The organism is Streptomyces sp. NPDC024698 (assembly GCF_055559015.1).
On the sequence record NZ_JBVHLK010000001.1, the window covers coordinates 429,229 to 447,306 of the forward strand.

16 protein-coding genes are annotated in these 18,078 nt (G+C 72.4%); 7 read left to right on the forward strand and 9 right to left on the reverse strand.

What is annotated here, in order from left to right:
- Nucleotides 1-8 precede the first annotated feature (8 nt).
- Both ACZ4AA_RS01885 and ACZ4AA_RS01890 read right to left on the reverse strand, forming a co-directional pair.
- Entirely contained in the window at nucleotides 9-1,499 is a 1,491-nt protein-coding gene (locus ACZ4AA_RS01885) for a deoxyguanosinetriphosphate triphosphohydrolase (protein WP_467593684.1), read from the reverse strand.
- Between the two features lie 92 nt (nucleotides 1,500-1,591).
- Complete coding sequence (locus tag ACZ4AA_RS01890) at nucleotides 1,592-2,407, reverse strand: sirohydrochlorin chelatase (RefSeq protein WP_467595085.1); 816 nt, start codon at nucleotides 2,405-2,407, stop codon at nucleotides 1,592-1,594.
- A 398-nt stretch (nucleotides 2,408-2,805) separates the two neighbouring features.
- Between ACZ4AA_RS01890 and ACZ4AA_RS01895 the strand changes: the two genes are divergently transcribed.
- Nucleotides 2,806-3,528 carry a SanA/YdcF family protein gene (locus ACZ4AA_RS01895; RefSeq protein ID WP_467593686.1) on the forward strand — a complete coding sequence of 241 codons (723 nt, stop codon included), beginning with the start codon at nucleotides 2,806-2,808 and terminating at the stop codon, nucleotides 3,526-3,528.
- A gap of 83 nt (nucleotides 3,529-3,611) precedes the next feature.
- Here the strand turns inward: ACZ4AA_RS01895 and ACZ4AA_RS01900 are convergent, their stop codons facing one another.
- From ACZ4AA_RS01900 to cutA, 3 genes are all read right to left on the reverse strand, one after another.
- Nucleotides 3,612-3,803: a twin-arginine translocation signal domain-containing protein gene (locus tag ACZ4AA_RS01900; RefSeq protein ID WP_467593689.1), complete on the reverse strand. Its 192-nt coding sequence runs from the start codon at nucleotides 3,801-3,803 to the stop codon at nucleotides 3,612-3,614.
- 74 nt (nucleotides 3,804-3,877) lie between these two features.
- The gene (locus tag ACZ4AA_RS01905; RefSeq protein WP_467593691.1) at nucleotides 3,878-4,375 is read right to left on the reverse strand and encodes a gamma-glutamylcyclotransferase family protein; all 498 of its coding nucleotides are present in this window, start codon (nucleotides 4,373-4,375) and stop codon (nucleotides 3,878-3,880) included.
- Nucleotides 4,372-4,698: a divalent-cation tolerance protein CutA gene (cutA, locus tag ACZ4AA_RS01910; RefSeq protein WP_467593694.1), complete on the reverse strand. Its 327-nt coding sequence runs from the start codon at nucleotides 4,696-4,698 to the stop codon at nucleotides 4,372-4,374. The genes ACZ4AA_RS01905 and cutA overlap by 4 nt, the downstream gene beginning before the upstream one ends.
- 176 nt (nucleotides 4,699-4,874) lie before the next feature.
- On the opposite strand from cutA, the gene ACZ4AA_RS01915 reads away from it, so the two are divergent.
- The 3 genes from ACZ4AA_RS01915 to ACZ4AA_RS01925 all read left to right on the forward strand — a co-directional run bounded on the left by ACZ4AA_RS01915 (nucleotide 4,875) and on the right by ACZ4AA_RS01925 (nucleotide 8,232).
- Nucleotides 4,875-6,518, forward strand: a complete 1,644-nt coding sequence (locus ACZ4AA_RS01915) for a M4 family metallopeptidase (RefSeq protein ID WP_467593697.1) — start codon at nucleotides 4,875-4,877, stop codon at nucleotides 6,516-6,518.
- A gap of 406 nt (nucleotides 6,519-6,924) precedes the next feature.
- Nucleotides 6,925-7,440, forward strand: coding sequence for a hypothetical protein (locus tag ACZ4AA_RS01920; protein WP_467593700.1), 516 nt, complete (start codon nucleotides 6,925-6,927; stop codon nucleotides 7,438-7,440).
- Nucleotides 7,441-7,608: 168 nt separating this feature from the next.
- Nucleotides 7,609-8,232 carry a class F sortase gene (locus ACZ4AA_RS01925; protein ID WP_467593703.1) on the forward strand — a complete coding sequence of 208 codons (624 nt, stop codon included), beginning with the start codon at nucleotides 7,609-7,611 and terminating at the stop codon, nucleotides 8,230-8,232.
- A 30-nt stretch (nucleotides 8,233-8,262) separates the two neighbouring features.
- Here the strand turns inward: ACZ4AA_RS01925 and ACZ4AA_RS01930 are convergent, their stop codons facing one another.
- Entirely contained in the window at nucleotides 8,263-9,045 is a 783-nt protein-coding gene (locus ACZ4AA_RS01930; RefSeq protein ID WP_467593705.1) for a sulfite exporter TauE/SafE family protein, read from the reverse strand.
- 198 nt (nucleotides 9,046-9,243) lie between these two features.
- On the opposite strand from ACZ4AA_RS01930, the gene ACZ4AA_RS01935 reads away from it, so the two are divergent.
- Genes ACZ4AA_RS01935 through nirD form a run of 3 tightly spaced genes read left to right on the forward strand, consistent with a single transcriptional unit; the run spans nucleotide 9,244 to nucleotide 12,349 of the window.
- Entirely contained in the window at nucleotides 9,244-9,384 is a 141-nt protein-coding gene (locus ACZ4AA_RS01935; RefSeq protein ID WP_467593707.1) for a hypothetical protein, read from the forward strand.
- Nucleotides 9,384-11,990 carry a nitrite reductase large subunit NirB gene (gene nirB, locus ACZ4AA_RS01940; RefSeq protein ID WP_467593710.1) on the forward strand — a complete coding sequence of 869 codons (2,607 nt, stop codon included), beginning with the start codon at nucleotides 9,384-9,386 and terminating at the stop codon, nucleotides 11,988-11,990. The genes ACZ4AA_RS01935 and nirB overlap by 1 nt, the downstream gene beginning before the upstream one ends.
- On the forward strand, nucleotides 11,987-12,349 hold the full coding sequence (gene nirD, locus ACZ4AA_RS01945; RefSeq protein ID WP_467593711.1) for a nitrite reductase small subunit NirD: 363 nt from the start codon (nucleotides 11,987-11,989) through the stop codon (nucleotides 12,347-12,349). The genes nirB and nirD overlap by 4 nt, the downstream gene beginning before the upstream one ends.
- A gap of 84 nt (nucleotides 12,350-12,433) precedes the next feature.
- On the opposite strand, the gene ACZ4AA_RS01950 is transcribed toward nirD, so the two are convergent.
- The 3 genes from ACZ4AA_RS01950 to ACZ4AA_RS01960 form a co-directional block, all read right to left on the reverse strand.
- Nucleotides 12,434-13,363: an oxidoreductase gene (locus ACZ4AA_RS01950; protein ID WP_467593714.1), complete on the reverse strand. Its 930-nt coding sequence runs from the start codon at nucleotides 13,361-13,363 to the stop codon at nucleotides 12,434-12,436.
- A 228-nt stretch (nucleotides 13,364-13,591) separates the two neighbouring features.
- Complete coding sequence (ppdK, locus tag ACZ4AA_RS01955) at nucleotides 13,592-16,333, reverse strand: pyruvate, phosphate dikinase (protein ID WP_467593716.1); 2,742 nt, start codon at nucleotides 16,331-16,333, stop codon at nucleotides 13,592-13,594.
- 437 nt (nucleotides 16,334-16,770) lie between these two features.
- Complete coding sequence (locus tag ACZ4AA_RS01960; RefSeq protein ID WP_467593719.1) at nucleotides 16,771-17,997, reverse strand: ROK family protein; 1,227 nt, start codon at nucleotides 17,995-17,997, stop codon at nucleotides 16,771-16,773.
- Nucleotides 17,998-18,078: the final 81 nt, after the last annotated feature.

Here is an 18,078-nt window from a genome sequence, read left to right on the forward strand (position 1 = left end):
ACGCAGGGTCACACCTGCCCGCTCCCATGGGAACGCGTGGTGAGTCTGAGGTGCAGGGAACGCGCCGAGGCGTCGGTGAGAGATGCGATCTGGTCGACGATCACGCGTTTGCGGGCGCGGTCGTCGGCCGCGTTCTCGAACAGTGCCCGAAACTGCGGATCCAACACCTCGGGGGCGCGTGCGGTGAGGGCCTCGGCCAGTTCGGCGACGACGATCCGCTGGTCGGCGCGGAGCAGTTCCTGTTCGGCGCGCTGCATCACGTACCGGTCGGCGACCGCCTTGAGGACGGCGCACTCCAGGCGGGCGGTGCGCGGGACGACCAGTTCCGCCGCGTACCGGGTGAGCCGTCCGCTGCCGTACCGGGCGCGGGTGGCACCCTCCGCGGCCAGGCAGAAGCGGCCGATGAGCTGGCTGGTCGCGTCCTTGAGGCGGGCCTGGGCCACCCCCGATCCGTCGTACCCGTGCGGCCACCACTCCTGGCCGAGGAGCCGGTCGAGGGCCTCGGCCAGCTCGGCCGGATCGGTGTCCTCGGGCACGTACCGCCCCACGGCCACGGCGAAGATCGCGTCGCGTTCGGGTCCTGCGTGCAGGCTGGCGGGGGCGATGTGGCCCGCGTGCAGGCCGTCCTCGATGTCGTGCACCGAGTACGCCACGTCGTCGGCCCAGTCCATCACCTGGGCCTCGAAGCAGGTCCGCGTGCCGGGGGCGCCCGCGCGGATCCAGTCGAACACCGGGCGGTCGTCCTCGTAGACCCCGAATTTCGGCGACTTCGGGTCGTCGGGACGGGCGCCCCTCGGCCACGGGTACTTGGTGGCGGCGTCGAGGGCGGCCCGGGTGAGGTTGAGGCCGACGCTGACGAGGTCGTCGCCCGCGCCGACCGAGGCCGAGGTCACCAGGTCGCTGCGCACGAAGCGCTTGGGCTCGATCCGGGTGAGCAGGCGCAGCGACTGGGCGTTGCCCTCGAACCCGCCGCAGTCCTCGGCGAACGCGTTGAGCGCCTGTTCGCCGTTGTGTCCGAAGGGCGGGTGGCCCAGGTCGTGCGAGAGACAGGCCGCCTCGACCAGATCGGGGTCGCAGCCGAGGGCGGCGCCCAGCTCGCGGCCGACCTGGGCGCACTCCAGGGAGTGGGTCAGCCGGGTCCGCGGGCTGGCGTCCCACACCTGGATGGGCGCCCCGCCCGATCCGGCGGCGCCGAGCACCTGGGGAAGCGTTCCGGGGGTGACGACCTGGGTCTTGCCCGCGAGACGGCGCAGGGCCGCGGAGTGCAGCACGCGCGCGCGGTCGCGCTGGAAGGCGGTGCGGCCCGGCCGTTTGTCGGGCTCGGCGGCCCAGCGCTCGACGGCGGACAGGTCGTACGCGTCATGGGCCGTGTGGTTCTCGTGAGCTGTGTGGTTCTCGTGAGCTGTGTGGTTCTCGTGAGCCGACCGGCTCTCGTGGGCCGTGTGGTTCTCGTGTGCCTGCGGTGCGGTGTCTTCGGTCCTCGGTGCCATGCCTTCCATGCCCCGACAGTAGACGCAGGCGGTGACAATCGGGGCGGGGCGCCGGTGGCGCGGTGCCGGGCACGGCGGGGAGGACCGGGTTCGGGCCGGGATCAGGCCGGGATCAGGGTGCGTTCCTGGGCGGACTCGGGGGCGGCGAGGGCCTGGTCGTAGCGGTGCAGGACGAGGCGGGCCATCGCCGGGTGGTCGCCGAGCGGCTCGGCGCAGATCCAGGGGGCCTCCTCGGCGACCTGCGTGGCGAAGCGGCCGGGGGCGGTGAAGTACGAGGCGACGGCGATCCGGTGGCGGCCCCGGGCGGCGAGGGAGCGCACGGCGGCGGTGACGGTGGGCGCGGCGGCGGAGGCGTACGCCGGGACGACCGGGACCCCGAGGCGTTCGGCGAGCAACTGGGCGGTGCGGCGGGTGTCGGCGGCCGAGTCCGGGGCGCGGGACCCGGCGGACGCGAGGACGACGGCACTCGCGCGGCGGACGGAGTCGCTCGTCCGGGTGCGCCATCCGGCCTCGACGAGCCGTGCGTACAGGGTTTCCACGAGCAGCGGGTGCGGGCCGAGCGGGGCCGCGACACGGGCGCGCAGCGCGGGGACGGCGGCGACGGCCTCGGGGATGTCACGCCGTACGTGGTAGCCGCGGCCGAGCAGCAGCGGTACGAGGACGGCGTCCTGACGGCCGGCCAGGGCGGCGAGGGTGTCGCCGAGGAGCGGCTCGTTCAGCTCGATGTGGCCGAGGCCCACGGACAGGTGCGGGCGCAGCTCGCGGACGCGTTCGATCAGGCTGCGTACGGTGGCGAGGGCGCGCGGGTCGCGGCTGCCGTGGGCGACCAGGACGAGCGAGGGCGGCGGCGGGCGGCGGGTGCCGTCCGGCGCGACGAGACCGAGCCGGCTGCCGAGCTGCCCGGCGATCCGGTTCATGAGCTGCGCCGCACTGTCGAGGTGGCCTACGGGGTGGCCTTCGAGGCCGGCGTCGCCGGGCGGCGGACCGCCGGGGCGGTGGGAGAACGCGTCGCGAGCGGGGTTCGGGGCCGTCATGGGTCGATCCTGGCGGGAGGAGGTTGCCGAGCCGTTGCGTGGGTATGACGGGCGTTTTCCGGTGCTTCACCACGCGGAGGCGGCCCGGTGTGAGGGTTCCGACCTGCGGCTCTCTCGCACAGGACGGTCGGGGTCGGCGCGTCGGGGCGAACCGGACGAGCTTACGATGCGTCTTCATCCGTCGAGGGGGACGCGGGATCCGGCGCCGTGTCCGGCACGAGTGCGCCGGACGTACGGATCCGCGCACCGTCGCGAGTGACGACACCTGGGGGACATCGATCATGCCGCGTCTGCCGCGCCCGAAGCGCCCGAGCTTCCGCAGGCCCCGCCTGCTCCGCCTCCCGGCGCTGCCGCGTACGCGCACGGGGCAACGGCGGGCCGTGCAGGCGCTGATGACGCTGTGTTTGCTGGCCCTGCTCCCGATGACCTGGCTGTACGCGTCGACGGGTGACCGGCTGCGGACGACGGCGGACGCCCCGCGCACCCAGGTCGCGATCGTCTTCGGCGCGGGTCTGTCGGCCGGGGGGCCGTCCCTGTATCTCGCCCACCGTCTGGACGCCGCCGCGAAGCTGTACCGGGCGGGCCGGATCCAGGTCGTCCTCGTCACCGGCGACAACAGCCGCAAGGACTACGACGAGCCCGACGCGATGCGCTCCTACCTCACCGCCCACGGGGTACCGGACCGGCGGATCGTCAGCGACTACGCCGGTTTCGACACCTGGGACTCCTGCGTCCGGGCCCGGAAGATCTTCGGTGTCCACGAGGCCGTCCTGATCAGCCAGGGCTTCCACATCCGCCGTGCCCTGGCCCTGTGCCGGGCGGCGGGCGTCCGCTCGTACGGCATCGGTGTGGACGCACGACACGATGTCACCTGGTACTACGGCGGCACCCGGGAGATCTTCGCCGCGGGGAAGGCCGCGCTGGACGTGCTGTTCGAACCGAACCCGCATTTCCTGGGCCCGAAGGAACACGGAGTGACCCGCGCACTGGCGGCGGCCCGCTAGGGCGCGTCCGCCCCGTCGCAGGATGTGCGTCGTCGGAGGATGCGCCTCACCGGCCAATGCGCCTCACCGGCGGATGCGCGTCGTCAGCGGCCGTCCCGGTCCTGCGGGCCGGGGTGCCCTGGGGACGCGGGCACGTCCTGCGGGCCGGAGCCCCGCTGCCCGCCCGGCTCGGGGGCGTCGGCCGAGCAGGAGCTGATTCCGATGCCCAGGGCGGCACCGGCGGCCGCCCCGCTGAGCGCGAGGACACGTCGTCTGGTCAGGTCGCGGTCGGTCATGGCCGGACCCTAGGCGCGGCGGGGGCCACGGCCCCGGGGGCGCACGGAGCGGCCACCCGCACGGCCGCACCGGATCACGGCGGCGGCCGCCCGGAACCCTCCCGCGCCCGGCGGCGACTCCCCCGCCAGTCCCCGTCCCCGATCGGCGTGCCGTGCGACCGCAGGCGGGCCGCCACCGCGGGCGCGGCGACGTACACCCAGGTCCGGACGACCGTGACGCCGTCGGCCCGAACGGCGTCGCGCGCCACCCGTTCGTACAGGCTGCGCGGGTCGCCCGGCACGTACTCCTCCAACGCGTCCAGTTCCACCAGGAGTTCCCGGTACGCGCCGGGCCTCGCGGTGACGATCTCGCCGCACACCGTGCCGCCGGGGTCCTCGACGGCGTACGGGTATCCGGGTCCCGCGTAGAGCACGAGCCCGCGCATCCGTCCCGGCTCCTCGGAGCGGGTGCGGCCGCGCAGGAAGAGGTCGTGGTTGTGCTCGCCGGGGCGCAGGGTGCCGTAGACGAAGAAGGGCAGTCCGGCCTCGGGAGGGGCATCCGGGGGGCTGTCGTGGGGGTCCCGGTGACTCACGGGGCGGTCTCCTCCTCGAGCCAGCGCAGATAGTCCGGGCTTCCCGCCACGACCGGGGTCGCGATGATCTCGGGGGTGTCGTAGTCGTGCGCCTCCAGGAGATAGGCCTCCAGCGCCGGATAGCGCGCCGCGGTCGTCTTGAACTGGATCCGCCACTCGAAGGCCGTCTCCACGGCGCCCTCCCAGCGGTAGACGGAGGTGACCGGCCCCGAGATCTGCGCACAGGCCGCGACCCGCGCCGCCACCGCGCCCCGGGCCAGGGCCTCGGCCTTCTCCACCGCGTCCGTCGTGGTCAGGACGGCCAGGCAGACCGGCAGTTCCATGAGCGCCTCCATTCGTGGGGGTACGGAAACGATTCTCGCCGCATCCCGTACGCACCATGCGGGCGCTATGGACATGACATGTCATGCACCTTTAAATCGGATCCAGCTCTCAGCACCTCCCCCCACGGGCCCCACCCCCCACACGCCATCCCCAAGGCACCTTTCCAAGGAGACCGATGAGTCGAATACGGCACATCCGAGGTTCCTCTCTCGCCACCGCGGGAGCGGCCGTCACCACGGCCACCCTGCTGGCGGCCGCGCTCGCCCCGGCCGCGAACGCCGACAGCCGGCCGACCCGGGCGACCGCCGTCGAGAACGCGGCCTCGGCGCTGGCGGCCCAGGCCGCGAACCTGGGTCTCACGCCCGCCCAGCACACGACCGTCCGGGACGTCGTCGTCGACAAGGACGGCACCCAGCACGTCCGTTACGACCGGACCTACCGTCAGCTTCCCGTGCTCGGCGGCGACTTCGTGGTCCATCTGGCACCCGGCGGCGCCTACCGGGGCGCCGACCGCGCGACCCGGAAGGCCATCTCCCTGACCAGCGTCACCCCGCTGCTCTCCGGCGCGAAGGCGGCCGGTCTGGCGGTGGACGCGCTGCGCGCCGCCAACCCCGGTGAGGCGCTGAAGAAGGTGACGGCGAGGCCGCGGCTGATCGTCGACGCCCTGCACGGAGCCCCGCGGCTCGCCTGGCGGACCGACGCGGTGGCCCAGGACTCGCTCGGCAACCCGGTCGCCCGCACGGTCCTGACCGACGCCCGCACCGGCGCGCGGATCGACGCGTGGGACAGCGTCGAGACGGCGGCGGGCGACGGTGGCTCGCTCTACAGCGGCACGGTTCCGCTGGAGACCACGGCGTCCGGATCGGCGTACCAGCTGAAGGACCCGACGCGCGGGAACACGTACACGGGCGACGCGGCGAACAAGACGGACCTGTGCATCTTCGGCATCTGCATCAGCCGGGCGCCCGCGACGCTCTTCACCGACGCGGACAACCACTGGGGCACGGGCACGTCCTCGGACCGCTCCTCCGCGGCGGTGGACGCGCAGTACGGCACGAACGCGACCTGGGACTACTACAAGAACGTCCACGGCCGCAACGGCATCGCGGGCGACGGCAAGGGCTCGTACAACCGCGTCCACTACGGCAAGAACTACAACAACGCCTTCTGGGACGACAGTTGCTTCTGCATGACGTACGGCGACGGTGACGGCTCGACGTTCGGGCCGCTGGTCGCGCTGGACGTCGCCGGGCACGAGATGTCGCACGGGGTGACCTCGAAGACGGCCGCGCTGACGTACTCGGGCGAGTCCGGCGGCCTGAACGAGGCCACGTCCGACATCTTCGGGACCATGGTGGAGTGGTACGCGGACAACGCCTCGGACCCCGGCGACTACCTGATCGGCGAGAAGATCGTCCGTCCGGGCTTCGGCAAACCCGCCCTCCGCTTCATGGACAAGCCCTCCAAGGACGGCAACTCGGCTGACTGCTGGAGCAGTTCGGTCGGCAACCTCGACGTCCACTACTCCTCGGGCGTCGCCAACCACTTCGCCTATCTGCTCTCGGAGGGCAGCGGGGCCAAGACCGTCAACGGCGTCGCGTACGACTCCCCCACCTGCAACGGCGCCACCGTGACCGGCATCGGCCACGACAAGGTCGGCAAGATCTGGTACCGCGCGCTGACGGTCTACATGACCTCGTCGACGAACTACGCCGGAGCGCGTACCGCCACGCTGAACGCGGCCAAGGACCTGTACGGAGCGGGCAGCACCGAGTACAACGCCGTGGCGGCGGCCTGGTCCGCGGTCTCCGTGGGCTGACCGGCGGCAGGGCGAGGACACCGTGTCGCCGTGGGCAGGCGCCGTCAGGTTCGTCTGCCCACGGCTCGCCATGAGCATGTCCACCCCGGGCAGGTGCTAGTCCTCCCACGCCGGCGGTACGCGCGTTTCCGGCCGCCCCGCGGACCCGGGTCACCCATTCACACCCCCGGCGCGGCCGCTTCGGGTTCCCGTGTGCCGTACACCAGGTCCACACCGGTGACCTGCCGGAATGCCGGGGCCCCGGCTCCGTCCGGGTTCCGGCCTGACACCCGTTCATATCATTTCTGACGCTCCATCAGAGAGCGGTCGCGGTCGTGTGCCCGTTACCTCGGAAGGGCAGGGGCACGACCTACGCTGCGGCACTTGAGGGTGCCGCGGGCCGCGCCCCCTCGGAGGAGCTGGCACGATGCGACGTACCGCCCGTCTGCTGACCGGTACCGCGCTGGCCGTCGCCGTCGCGGGGCTGGCCGCCGCGCCCGTGTACGGCGGGGACACCGGGACGCTGGAGGTGTTCCCCTCCAGCGTCGTGCCGGGCGCCGACGTCACCGTCAACACGGCCGCGTGCGGCTCGGACGGCACCGCGAGCGGGGACGCCGGAGCGGTGGGCGGGGGCTCCTTCACGCTCGCCGCCAGCGCGCACGAGCACGAGGCGATCGGCCAGTTCCAGGTGCCGCCGAGCGCGCAGCCGGGGACGTACGAGATCGTCGCCTCGTGCTCCCACGGCCGCCGGGTCACCGGCGACCTCCTGGTGACCCTCACCGCCGCGCGCGAGGTCGAACCGCGCGGGCATGTGGACACGGGTGTCGGCGGCGCGCTGGGCCCCGACCCCGTAGAGACCGCGGCGGGAATGGCGGCGCTGGCCGTCGCCGCCGCGGGCGGTACCTGGCTCCTGCATCGCCGGGCGAGAGGCGACGGGATCTGACGGGCACCCTCCGCTGTCCGTCCGCCGGTACCGCCGTCCCTCCCCCTCCGTGGCCCGACGCCCCTCGCGGCCCGGAGGGGGAAGGGACCGGCACTGTCAGCACACTCCCGGCCGCGTCGCGGGCGCCGGCCGGTCCCGCTTCGGAAGGGAACCCGTGAGGAGGCTCGTGTGTCCCGGGTCAGCAACGCCGTCATAACGTCGGTCACGGTCGTCGCCCTGTGCTCGGGCGCCTGGCTGCTGGGCAGCGGCTCCGAGGCGCACCCGCCGCCCCAGCCGTCCGCGGCGCAGGCGACGGCGTCCGGGAGACCGGCGCGGTCCGTGGCCCCCTCGATGCCGCACTCCGCGCCGGACCGCATCCGCATCCCCGCGATCGGCGTGGACGCCCCGCTGATCGGTCTGGGCCTGACCCCTCAGGGCAGCCTGGACGTGCCGCCGGCGCAGAAGAAGAACCTGGCGGGCTGGTACAAGGCCGGGACCAGCCCCGGTGAGCGCGGGACGGCGATCGTGGCCGGACACGTCGACAACGCGGAGGGCCCCGCCGTCTTCTACGACCTCGGCTCGCTCCGCAAGGGCAGCACGGTCGAGGTGGACCGGCTCGACGGCAGGACGGCCGTCTTCACCGTCGACGCGGTCGCGGTCTACGACTCCCGTTCCTTCCCCGACGCGAAGGTGTACGGCGCCGCGCACCGGCCCGAGCTGCGGGTCATCACCTGCGGCGGCGGCTACTCGCGGACCACGGGCTACCAGGGGAACGTGGTCGTCTTCGCCCATCTCACCGGCAGCAGCCGGTAGTCCGCGCGGGTCGCGGACCCCGCGGAGGGGTCAGGCGAGCCACTGCTGGTACGCCAGGTTGGCCACCAGCGCGAACACCACGGTCAGCAGCACCGCCCGGACGAACCCGCTGCCCTTCTTGAGCGCGGTCCGCGCCCCGACCATGCCGCCCGCCAGGTTGAACACGGCCATCAGGGCGGCCAGCTGCCAGAACACCGTGCCCTTCCAGGCGAAGGTCGCGAGGGCGCCCGCGTTGGTGCAGCAGTTGACGATCTTGGCGGTGGCTGAGGCCGTCACCAGGTCGAGGTGGAGCAGGGCGGTGAGGGCGAGCACGAGGAACGTGCCCGTGCCGGGGCCGATGAGCCCGTCGTAGAAGCCGATGCCGAGGCCCGCGAGACCGATCGCGGCGAGGACGCGGCGGGCGCCGACCGGGGTGGCCGGCGGCGCCGTGCCGAACGCGGGCCGCAGGATCACGAAGGCGCCGACGGCGAGCAGGACGACCATGACGACGGGCTTGAGCACCTCGGTGCTCAGCCCGGCCGCGACGAACGCGCCCGCCGTGGACCCGGCGAGGGCCGCGAGTCCGATCCGCACGGCGAGCCGCACGTCCACGGTCGTCTTGCGCGCGTACGTCACCGCGGCGCCGGTGGTGCCGACGATCGCGACCGCCTTGTTGGTGCCGAGCGCGTAGGCCGCGGGGGTGCCGGCGGGCAGCCCGAGCAGCATGGCGGGCAGCAGGAGCAGCCCGCCGCCGCCGACCACGGCGTCGATCCAGCCGGCCGCCAGCGCGGCGGCACAGAGCACAAGAACCATGGTCAGCGATATGTCGGGCATGATCGCGACCCTATGGGACGGATCGGTGCGCTCTGCACGGACCCCGGAAGGCTTGAGCGATTCCAGAGGTTCGCCGGCGGCGGCCGTACCCGCCCGCGGGGGGCCTCACAGCAGCGCCCCGCCCCCGCTGAGGGCAGCGTTCCTCCCGGGAAACAGGTGTGATGCCACCGGGTAACACCGGCGCCGCACGGTGTGGTCATGACCTCGCACCCGCGGGTGGCGGTGATCGGCGCCGGCCCCGCGGGCGGGCGGCCCGCCCGGCGGCCCGGCGCGCTCGCGCCGCTCCTCGGCGCGGAGGAACACCGGCTCCACCTGCTCACCCACCACGGAGGCTCCTGATGACTGCCGCCCCGGGGGCCATCCCCACGATCGTGCTCGTCGGCCACGGCATGGTCGGCCAGCGCTTCCTCGAAGCGCTCGCCGAACGCGGTCTGACCGCCTCGCACCGTGTGGTCGTCCTGTGCGAGGAGCCGCGCCCCGCGTACGACCGTGTCGCCCTCACCTCGTACTTCTCCGGGAAGAGTCCCGACGAACTCTCCCTGACCGACATGGAGTTCATCCGCGCGCACGGCATCGAGCTGCGCCTGGGCGACCCGGCGGTCACGGTCGACCGCGCGGCGCGCGAGGTGACGGCCCGCTCCGGCCTCGTCGTCGGCTACGACACGCTCGTCCTGGCGACCGGCTCCTTCCCCTTCGTCCCGCCGGTCCCCGGCAAGGACGCCGAGGGCTGTTTCGTCTACCGCACGATCGAGGACCTGCTCGCCATCGAGGAGTACGCGCGGTCGCGGGCCACGACGGGAGCCGTCGTCGGCGGCGGTCTGCTGGGCCTGGAGGCCGCGGGTGCGCTGAAGGGTCTCGGACTCACCAGTCACATCGTCGAGTTCGCGCCCCGGCTGATGCCGGTGCAGGTCGACGCGGGCGGCGGGGCGGCGCTTCTGCGCACCATCGAGGAGATGGGCCTGGCCGTCCACACGGGGGTCGGCACGCAGGAGATCCTGGTCGGCGACGACGGCGCGGTCACCGGTATGAGGCTCTCCGACGGCTCCGAACTCGCCGCCGATCTGGTGGTGTTCTCCGCCGGGGTCCGTCCCCGCGACCAACTGGCCCGGGACTGCGGCCTGACGGTCGGCGAGCGCGGCGGCATCACCGTCGACGAGCAGTGCCGTACGGTCGGCGATCCTCGGGTGTTCGCGATCGGCGAGTGCGCGCTGGCGGTGGACGGCCGGGTCTACGGCCTGGTGGCGCCCGGCTACGAGCAGGCGGAGACCGCCGCGGCGACCATCGCCGAGAACGAGAGGGCGTTCACGGGCGCGGACCTTTCCACCAAGCTCAAGCTGCTGGGCGTCGACGTGGCCTCCTTCGGCGACGCGCACGGCACCACCGAGGACTGCGTGGACGTCGTCTACTCCGACTCCCGCGCGGGCCTGTACAAGAAGCTGGTCATCAGCCGGGACGGCACGCTGCTCGGCGGCATCCTGGTCGGCGACGCGGAGGCGTACGGCACGCTGCGGGCGTTCACCGGCTCGATCCCGCCCGTGGCGCCGGAGTCCCTGGTCCTGCCGGCGGGCGCGGGCGCACCCGCGCAGCTGGGCCCCTCCGCCCTTCCCGACGAGGCGGTCGTCTGCTCCTGCCACAACGTGTCGAAGGGCACGATCCGCGGCGCGGTGACGGAGCACTCCTGCACCGGTGTGGCCGAGGTCAAGAAGTGCACCAAGGCCGGTACGGGCTGCGGCAGTTGCGTCAAGGTGCTCGGCCAGCTGGTCACCGCCGAGCTGGAGGCGGGCGGCGTCGAGGTCGACAAGGGCCTGTGCGGCTGCTTCGGGCAGACCCGCGAGGAGCTGTACGAGATCGTCCTGGCGCTGCGGATCACCTCGTACCGGACCCTGCTGGACCGGTACGGGCGCGAGGAGGCCCGGGGCGGTGACGGCTGCGAGGTCTGCAAGCCCGCCGTCGGCTCGGTCATCGCCTCGCTCGCCCCGACGATCGGTGCCGACGGCCATGTCCTGGGGGGCGAACAGGCCGCGCTCCAGGACACCAACGACCACTTCCTCGCCAACCTCCAGAAGAACGGCTCGTACTCCATCGTGCCGCGCATCCCCGGCGGCGAGATCACCCCCGAGAAGCTCATCGTGATCGGCGAGGTGGCCCGGGACTTCGGGCTCTACACGAAGATCACCGGCGGTCAGCGGATCGACCTGTTCGGCGCGCGGGTGGAGCAGCTCCCGCTGATCTGGGCGCGGCTGGTGGACGCCGGCTTCGAGTCCGGGCACGCGTACGGCAAGTCGCTGCGCACGGTGAAGTCCTGTGTCGGGCGGGCCTGGTGCCGGTACGGCGTGCAGGACTCGGTGCGGATGGCGATCGACCTGGAGCTGCGCTACCGGGGTCTGCGGTCCCCGCACAAGCTGAAGTCGGCGGTCTCCGGCTGTGCCCGCGAGTGCGCCGAGGCGCAGTCGAAGGACTTCGGCGTCATCGCCACGTCCAACGGCTGGAACCTGTACGTCGGCGGCAACGGCGGCGCGACCCCGCGGCACGCGGACCTGCTGGCCCAGGACCTGTCGGACGCCGAACTGGTCCGTCTCATCGACCGGTTCCTGATGTTCTACATCCGCACCGCTGACCGCCTGGAGCGCACCTCGACCTGGCTGGAGCGGATTCCCGGGGGCCTCGGCCATGTCCGCGAGGTGGTCGTGGAGGACGCGCTCGGCATCTGCGAGGAGCTGGAGTCGCTGATGACCGCGCATGTCGCGAACTACCGGGACGAGTGGGCCGAGACCATCAACGACCCGGAGAAGCTGGGCCGGTTCGTGTCGTTCGTGAACGCCCCCGACACCCCGGACCCGGTCGTCGGCTTCGTCCCCGAGCGTGACCAGATCAAGCCCGACCTGCCGCTGCTGACCATCGGACACCGTCCCCTGCCCGCCCTGGAAGGAAGTGCCCAGCGATGACCCTGGCACCCGAGACGCCCCGCACCACGACGGCCCTGACGGTCCAACTCCTGCTGGAGGACGACTGGTTCACGGTCTGCGAACTGTCCCTGCTGACCCCGGGCCGGGGAGTCGCGGCGCTCCTCCCGGACGGCCGTCAGGTCGCCGTGTTCACCGACCGCGCGGGACGGGCGTACGCGATCGACAACCGTGATCCCTTCAGCGGGGCGGCGGTGCTCTCCCGCGGGCTGACCGGCACCCACCGGGGCCGCCCGTTCGTCGCCTCGCCGCTGCTCAAGCAGCGCTTCGACCTGGAGTCCGGGCGGTGCCTGGACGACGAGGAGGTCCGGGTGGCGACGTACGAGGTGCGGGCGGCCTGATCCCCGCCGGGCCCCGGGCCCCGGGAACGGGACACCGCGCCGTGGCGCCGGACCGGAACACGGGACCGGGGCACGCGGCGTCCGTCAGTCGGCGAGTCCCTCGTAGACGACGCCCGTCATCCGCTCGGATGCGGCCCAGAGCAGCCCGGACCGGGTGTCGTCGCGGGTGCGGCGGGCCCGCCAGGACGTAGCGGGCGAGCCGCGCCACATCGCGAAGGACGGTCCGACGAAGGTGTCGGGCCGCACGCCGGGCGCGGTGGCCGCGTACAGCGTCGGCAGGGCCCCGGCCTCGGCGCTCTGGCCGAGGACGCGGTTGCCGACCTCCATCAGCCGCTCCGTGCCCTTGCGCCCCTCCAGCCGGGGCCCGGCGGCCTGGAGGTTGGTGGAGGCGTACCCGGGGTGCGCCGCCGCGGCGACGACCTCGGATCCTGAGCCGGACAGCCGCCGCGCGAGCTCGTGCGTGAAGAGGAGGTTGGCGCTCTTGGACCGGCCGTAGGCGATCCACTTGCGGTAGGTCCCCTTCTCGCTGCCGAGATCCTCGGGGTCGAGGTCGGCCAGGGCGTGCAACATGCTCGACACGGTGACGATCCGCGCGCCGGGGGTTCTCGCGATCACCGGGAAGAGCAGTCCCGTGAGCGCGAAGTGGCCGAGGTGGTTCACACCGAACTGTGTCTCGAAGCCGTCCGCCGTCGTCCGGTACGGCAGCGCCATCACGCCCGCGTTGTTGACGAGCAGGTCGAGACGGTCGTGGGGGAAGGAGCCCGCGAACTTCCGCACGGAGGCCAGGTCGCCCAGGTCGAGACGGGCGAACTCCACCTCGGCACCCGGCACTTCGGCGGCGATCCGCTCGGCCGCCGCACCGCCGCGGGCCTCGTCGCGGCAGGCGAGCACCACCCGGGCCCCGTTGCGCGCCAGTTCCCGCGCGGTGACGAGCCCCAGCCCGCTGTTGGCCCCGGTGACGACGGCGACCCGCCCCCGCTGCCCGGGTATGTCCTGCGCGCTCCAGCCACCCATGACCGCTCCTCCCACTGCCTCGCCCCCACCCTACGAGCGCCGGTCCACCCGGCACGTCACCCGGGTCCCCCCACGGGGCACGGGGGCCGGCGCGCCCGCCCCGGACGAACCCGAGAGGGCGACACCCCCGCACAAGGGTGTCGCCCTCTCTCGTGAGCCGGAGCCGCCGCCCATCGGTCTTGAGGGTCGGGGACAGGCGGCGGCCCCGGGGTCTTCTCCCGCCGGGGTCTAGCGGTGGTCGCTGCCCGTCGAGCTGGAGGCCGCTCGGCCCGCTTCCAGGCGGGCGACCGGGATCCGGAACGGGGAGCAGGAGACGTAGTCGAGTCCGACCTCGTGGAAGAAGTGGACCGACTCGGGGTCGCCGCCGTGCTCGCCGCAGACGCCGAGCTTCAGGTCGGGGCGGGTCGCGCGGCCGGCCTTGACCGCGGACTTCACCAGGGAGCCGACGCCGTCCTTGTCGATCGTCTCGAACGGGCTGACGCCGAAGATGCCCTTCTCCAGGTACGCCGTGAAGAAGGAGGCCTCCACGTCGTCGCGGCTGAAGCCCCACACCGTCTGGGTCAGGTCGTTCGTGCCGAAGGAGAAGAACTCCGCCGCCTCGGCGATCTGCCCGGCCGTCAGCGCGGCGCGCGGCAGCTCGATCATCGTGCCGATCGCCAGCTTCAGCCGCACGCCGGTCGCCGCCTCGACCTCCGCGATGACCTGGTCGGCCTCCTCGCGGACGATCTCCAGCTCCTGGACCGTGCCGACGAGCGGGATCATGATCTCCGCGCGCGGGTCGCCCTTGGCGTTCTTGCGCTCGGCGGCCGCCTCGGCGATGGCCCGTACCTGCATGGTGAACAGGCCGGGGATGACGAGGCCGAGACGCACCCCGCGCAGGCCCAGCATCGGGTTCGACTCGTGCAGGCGGTGGACCGCCTGGAGCAGGCGCAGGTCGTTCTCGTTGGCGTCCTTGCGGGACTCGGCGAGCGCGACGCGCACCGACAGTTCGGTGATGTCCGGCAGGAACTCGTGCAGCGGCGGGTCCAGGAGACGGACGGTGACCGGGAGGCCGTCCATCGCCGAGAACAGCTCCACGAAGTCCTTCTTCTGGAGCGGCAGGAGCGCCTTGAGCGACTCCTCGCGCTCGGTGTCCGTGTCCGCGAGGATCAGACGCTCGACCAGCTCGCGGCGGTCGCCCAGGAACATGTGCTCGGTGCGGCACAGACCGATGCCCTGGGCGCCGAAGCGGCGGGCGCGCAGCGCGTCCTCGGCGTTGTCGGCGTTGGCGCGCACCCGCAGGCTGCGCTTGCGGTCGGCGAAGGCCATGATCCGGTGGACGGCCTCGACCAGTTCGTCGGCGTCGTCGGCGCCGGCGTGCATCCGGCCCTCGAAGTACTCGACGACCGGCGACGGGACGACGGGGACCTCACCGAGGTACACCTTGCCGCTGGAGCCGTCGATCGAGATGAGGTCGCCCTCCTCGACGACGTGCCCGCCGGGCACGGTCATCCGGCGGCGCTTGGTGTCGACCTCCAGCTCCTCGGCGCCGCAGACACAGGTCTTGCCCATGCCGCGGGCGACGACGGCCGCGTGGGAGGTCTTGCCGCCGCGCGAGGTGAGGATGCCCTCGGCCGCGATCATGCCGTCCAGGTCGTCGGGGTTGGTCTCCCGGCGGACCAGGATGACCTTCTCGCCGGAGCGGGACCACTTGACGGCGGTGTACGAGTCGAAGACCGCCTTGCCGACCGCGGCGCCCGGCGAGGCGGCGATGCCCCGGCCGACCTGCGCGACCTTCGCGTCCTCGTCGAAGCGCGGGAACATCAGCTGCGCGAGCTGGGCGCCCGTCACCCGCTGGAGCGCCTCGGCCTCGTCGATCAGGCCCTGGTCCACCAGCTGCGTGGCGATGCGGAAGGCCGCGCCCGCGGTGCGCTTGCCGACACGCGTCTGGAGCATCCAGAGCTGGCCGCGCTCGATGGTGAACTCGATGTCGCAGAGATCCTTGTAGTGGTTCTCCAGGGTCTCCATGATCTGCATGAGCTGGTCGTACGACTTCTTGTCGATCGACTCCAGCTCCGCGAGCGGGACCGTGTTGCGGATACCGGCGACGACGTCCTCGCCCTGGGCGTTCTGGAGGTAGTCGCCGTAGACGCCCTGGTGGCCGGAGGCGGGGTCGCGGGTGAAGGCGACGCCGGTGCCGGAGTCGGGGCCGAGGTTGCCGAAGACCATCGAACAGACGTTGACGGCGGTGCCGAGGTCGCCGGGGATGCGCTCCTGGCGGCGGTAGAGCTTGGCGCGGTCGGTGTTCCAGGAGTCGAAGACCGCGTGGATGGCGAGGTCCATCTGCTCGCGCGCGTCCTGCGGGAAGTCCCGGCCGGCCTCGGTCTTGACGATCTTCTTGAACCTGGTGACGAGCTTCTTGAGGTCGGCCGCCTCCAGGTCCGTGTCGACGGTGACCTTCTTGAGGGCCTTCGCCTCCTCCAGGGCCTCCTCGAAGAGCTCGCCGTCCACGCCGAGGACCGTCTTGCCGAACATCTGGATCAGGCGGCGGTAGGAGTCCCACGCGAAGCGGTCGTCGCCGGCCTGCTTGGCGAGGCCCTGCACGGACTTGTCGGAGAGCCCGATGTTCAGGACGGTGTCCATCATGCCGGGCATGGAGAACTTCGCCCCGGAGCGGACGGAGACGAGCAGCGGGTCGTCGGCCTGGCCGAGCTTCTTGCCCATCGTGGCCTGGAGGGCTTCGAGGTGCGCACTCACCTCGTCACGCAGTGCCGCGGGCTCCTCGCCACTGTCGAGGTAGGTCTTGCACGCCTCGGTGGTGATGGTGAAGCCGGGCGGGACGGGAAGCCCCAGGTTGGTCATTTCGGCGAGGTTGGCACCCTTGCCGCCGAGCAGGTCCTTGAGGTCCCTGTTTCCCTCGGTGAAGTCATAAACGAACTTCGCTCCGCCAACGCCGCTTCCGGCTACGTGGGGATCTTTGTTTTCCGACACGAGTCTGACTCCTCGACGTCGCGGTGGCTGCCCTGACGACGGGGAACATACCCAGATCGAAGGCGTCTGGGTACGTCCACTTGTGCGTCATGCGCCTGTAACCAGTCGTCCGCCACCGGATCCAAAGTCAAGCCTTGGCAAGTCATCGGGGGTGGATGTTTTCACTTCTTGAACGAATCGGCCCGCACAGACCGCGCAAGCCGCTCAGCTGAGCACGCTTCGCCACGTCTGAGTTTAATCGATGAACGATCAGAGGGTGGCACTCAGTGCCACCCCTTAGGGAAGTGCAATCGCGCAAGATCCGCTCATCTGAGCGTGACCCTTATCAAGGGTGGCGAGAATCACGCCACCGGAGGGGCCCAGATTTCATCATGCGGACCGTGATCCGGACGCGACACACGGACGTCGTCCACCGATACCCCGCACGGGTGACCCCCTCACACACCTAGCGCCGCCAGCCGCTCCTCGGCCCGCTCCGGCGCGTACAGGTGCTCCACGACGAGCGCCGCCGCGCCCACGAGCCCGGCCCGCTCACCGAGCCGGGAGGTCACCACGTCCAGATGAGCGGTGGAGCGGGGCAGCGCCCGCTGGTACAGCAGTTCGCGGACGCCGGTGAGGAAGGGGGTTCCGGCCAGATCCCCGGCGATCATCAGCACGCCCGGGTTCAGCAGGGTCACCACGGTCGCCAGGACGTCCCCCACCCGCCGGCCCGCCTCCCGCGCGAGGGCCGTCGCCTCGGGGTGCCCGGCCGCCAGCAGTTCGCGCACGTCCGAGCCGGACGCGGCCGGGACCCCGGACTCCGCGAGCCGGCGCGCCACCGCGCCACCACTGGCCACCGCGGCCAGACAGCCGTACGAGCCACACCGGCACAGCGCGTCCGCGCCCACCCGGATGTGACCGATGTCCCCGGCCCCGCCGTCGATCCCGCGGTAGACGGTGCCGCCGACGACCATGCCCGCCCCGATCCCGGTGGAGACCTTGACCAGCGCGAACGCCGAGCAGTCGGGAAAGCCGGCGCGCTGCTCCCCGTACGCCATGAGGTTGGCGTCGTTGTCCACGAGCACGGGGACGCGCGCGGAGCCGGTGCCCGCGTGCTCGGCGAAGGCGCGGCCCAGCCGGCCGCGTATGTCGTAGCCGTCCCAGCCCGGCATGATCGGCGGCTGGACCACGCGGCCGGTCTCGCTGTCGACCGGGCCCGGCACCGCGAGCCCGATGCCGCAGACGGCGTCCGCGCCCCGGCCGGACTTGGCGGCCAGTTCGGCGAACCAGCGCCCGAGTTCGCCGAGGACCGCCTCGGGACCGTCGTCGATCACCAGGGGGCCCGCGTGCTCGGCCAGGATCTCGCCGGTCAGGGTGAGGACGGCGGCCCTGCCGTGCCGGGTGTCGAGGTCGGCGGCGAGGACGACGGCGTGCTCGTCGTCGAACTCCAGCGTGATGGAGGGGCGCCCGCCGAGCGGCGAGTCGACCGGGCCGCCCGCTCCCTCGCGGAGCCAGCCCGCGCGGAACAGCCGTTCGAGGCGCTGGCCGACCGTGGCCCGTGACAGACCCGTGGCCCGCTGGAGCGCACCGCGCGTGGTGGCCCGGCCGCTGCGGACCAGTTCGAGCAGATCTCCGGCACTTGCCTGGTTCCCGGTCTTCACGGTCCTCCCCGCCCTTTCCGTCATGCGCACCCTCTTGCGTTCCCCAACTCTGCATTACATATTGAGTTTTGCGTGTTAAATAGACGTAACCCTACGGCAGATACT

Coding starts and splice junctions, on each gene's coding strand:
- ACZ4AA_RS01885 (WP_467593684.1), bottom strand. CDS start 1,499: ATGGAAGGCATGGCACCGAGGACCGAAGACACCGCACCGCAGGCACAC.
- ACZ4AA_RS01890 (WP_467595085.1), bottom strand. CDS start 2,407: ATGAACCGGATCGCCGGGCAGCTCGGCAGCCGGCTCGGTCTCGTCGCG.
- ACZ4AA_RS01895 (WP_467593686.1), top strand. CDS start 2,806: ATGCCGCGTCTGCCGCGCCCGAAGCGCCCGAGCTTCCGCAGGCCCCGC.
- ACZ4AA_RS01900 (WP_467593689.1), bottom strand. CDS start 3,803: ATGACCGACCGCGACCTGACCAGACGACGTGTCCTCGCGCTCAGCGGG.
- cutA (WP_467593694.1), bottom strand. CDS start 4,698: ATGGAACTGCCGGTCTGCCTGGCCGTCCTGACCACGACGGACGCGGTG.
- ACZ4AA_RS01915 (WP_467593697.1), top strand. CDS start 4,875: ATGAGTCGAATACGGCACATCCGAGGTTCCTCTCTCGCCACCGCGGGA.
- ACZ4AA_RS01920 (WP_467593700.1), top strand. CDS start 6,925: ATGCGACGTACCGCCCGTCTGCTGACCGGTACCGCGCTGGCCGTCGCC.
- ACZ4AA_RS01930 (WP_467593705.1), bottom strand. CDS start 9,045: ATGCCCGACATATCGCTGACCATGGTTCTTGTGCTCTGTGCCGCCGCG.
- ACZ4AA_RS01935 (WP_467593707.1), top strand. CDS start 9,244: ATGACCTCGCACCCGCGGGTGGCGGTGATCGGCGCCGGCCCCGCGGGC.
- nirB (WP_467593710.1), top strand. CDS start 9,384: ATGACTGCCGCCCCGGGGGCCATCCCCACGATCGTGCTCGTCGGCCAC.
- nirD (WP_467593711.1), top strand. CDS start 11,987: ATGACCCTGGCACCCGAGACGCCCCGCACCACGACGGCCCTGACGGTC.
- ACZ4AA_RS01950 (WP_467593714.1), bottom strand. CDS start 13,363: ATGGGTGGCTGGAGCGCGCAGGACATACCCGGGCAGCGGGGGCGGGTC.
- ACZ4AA_RS01960 (WP_467593719.1), bottom strand. CDS start 17,997: ATGACGGAAAGGGCGGGGAGGACCGTGAAGACCGGGAACCAGGCAAGT.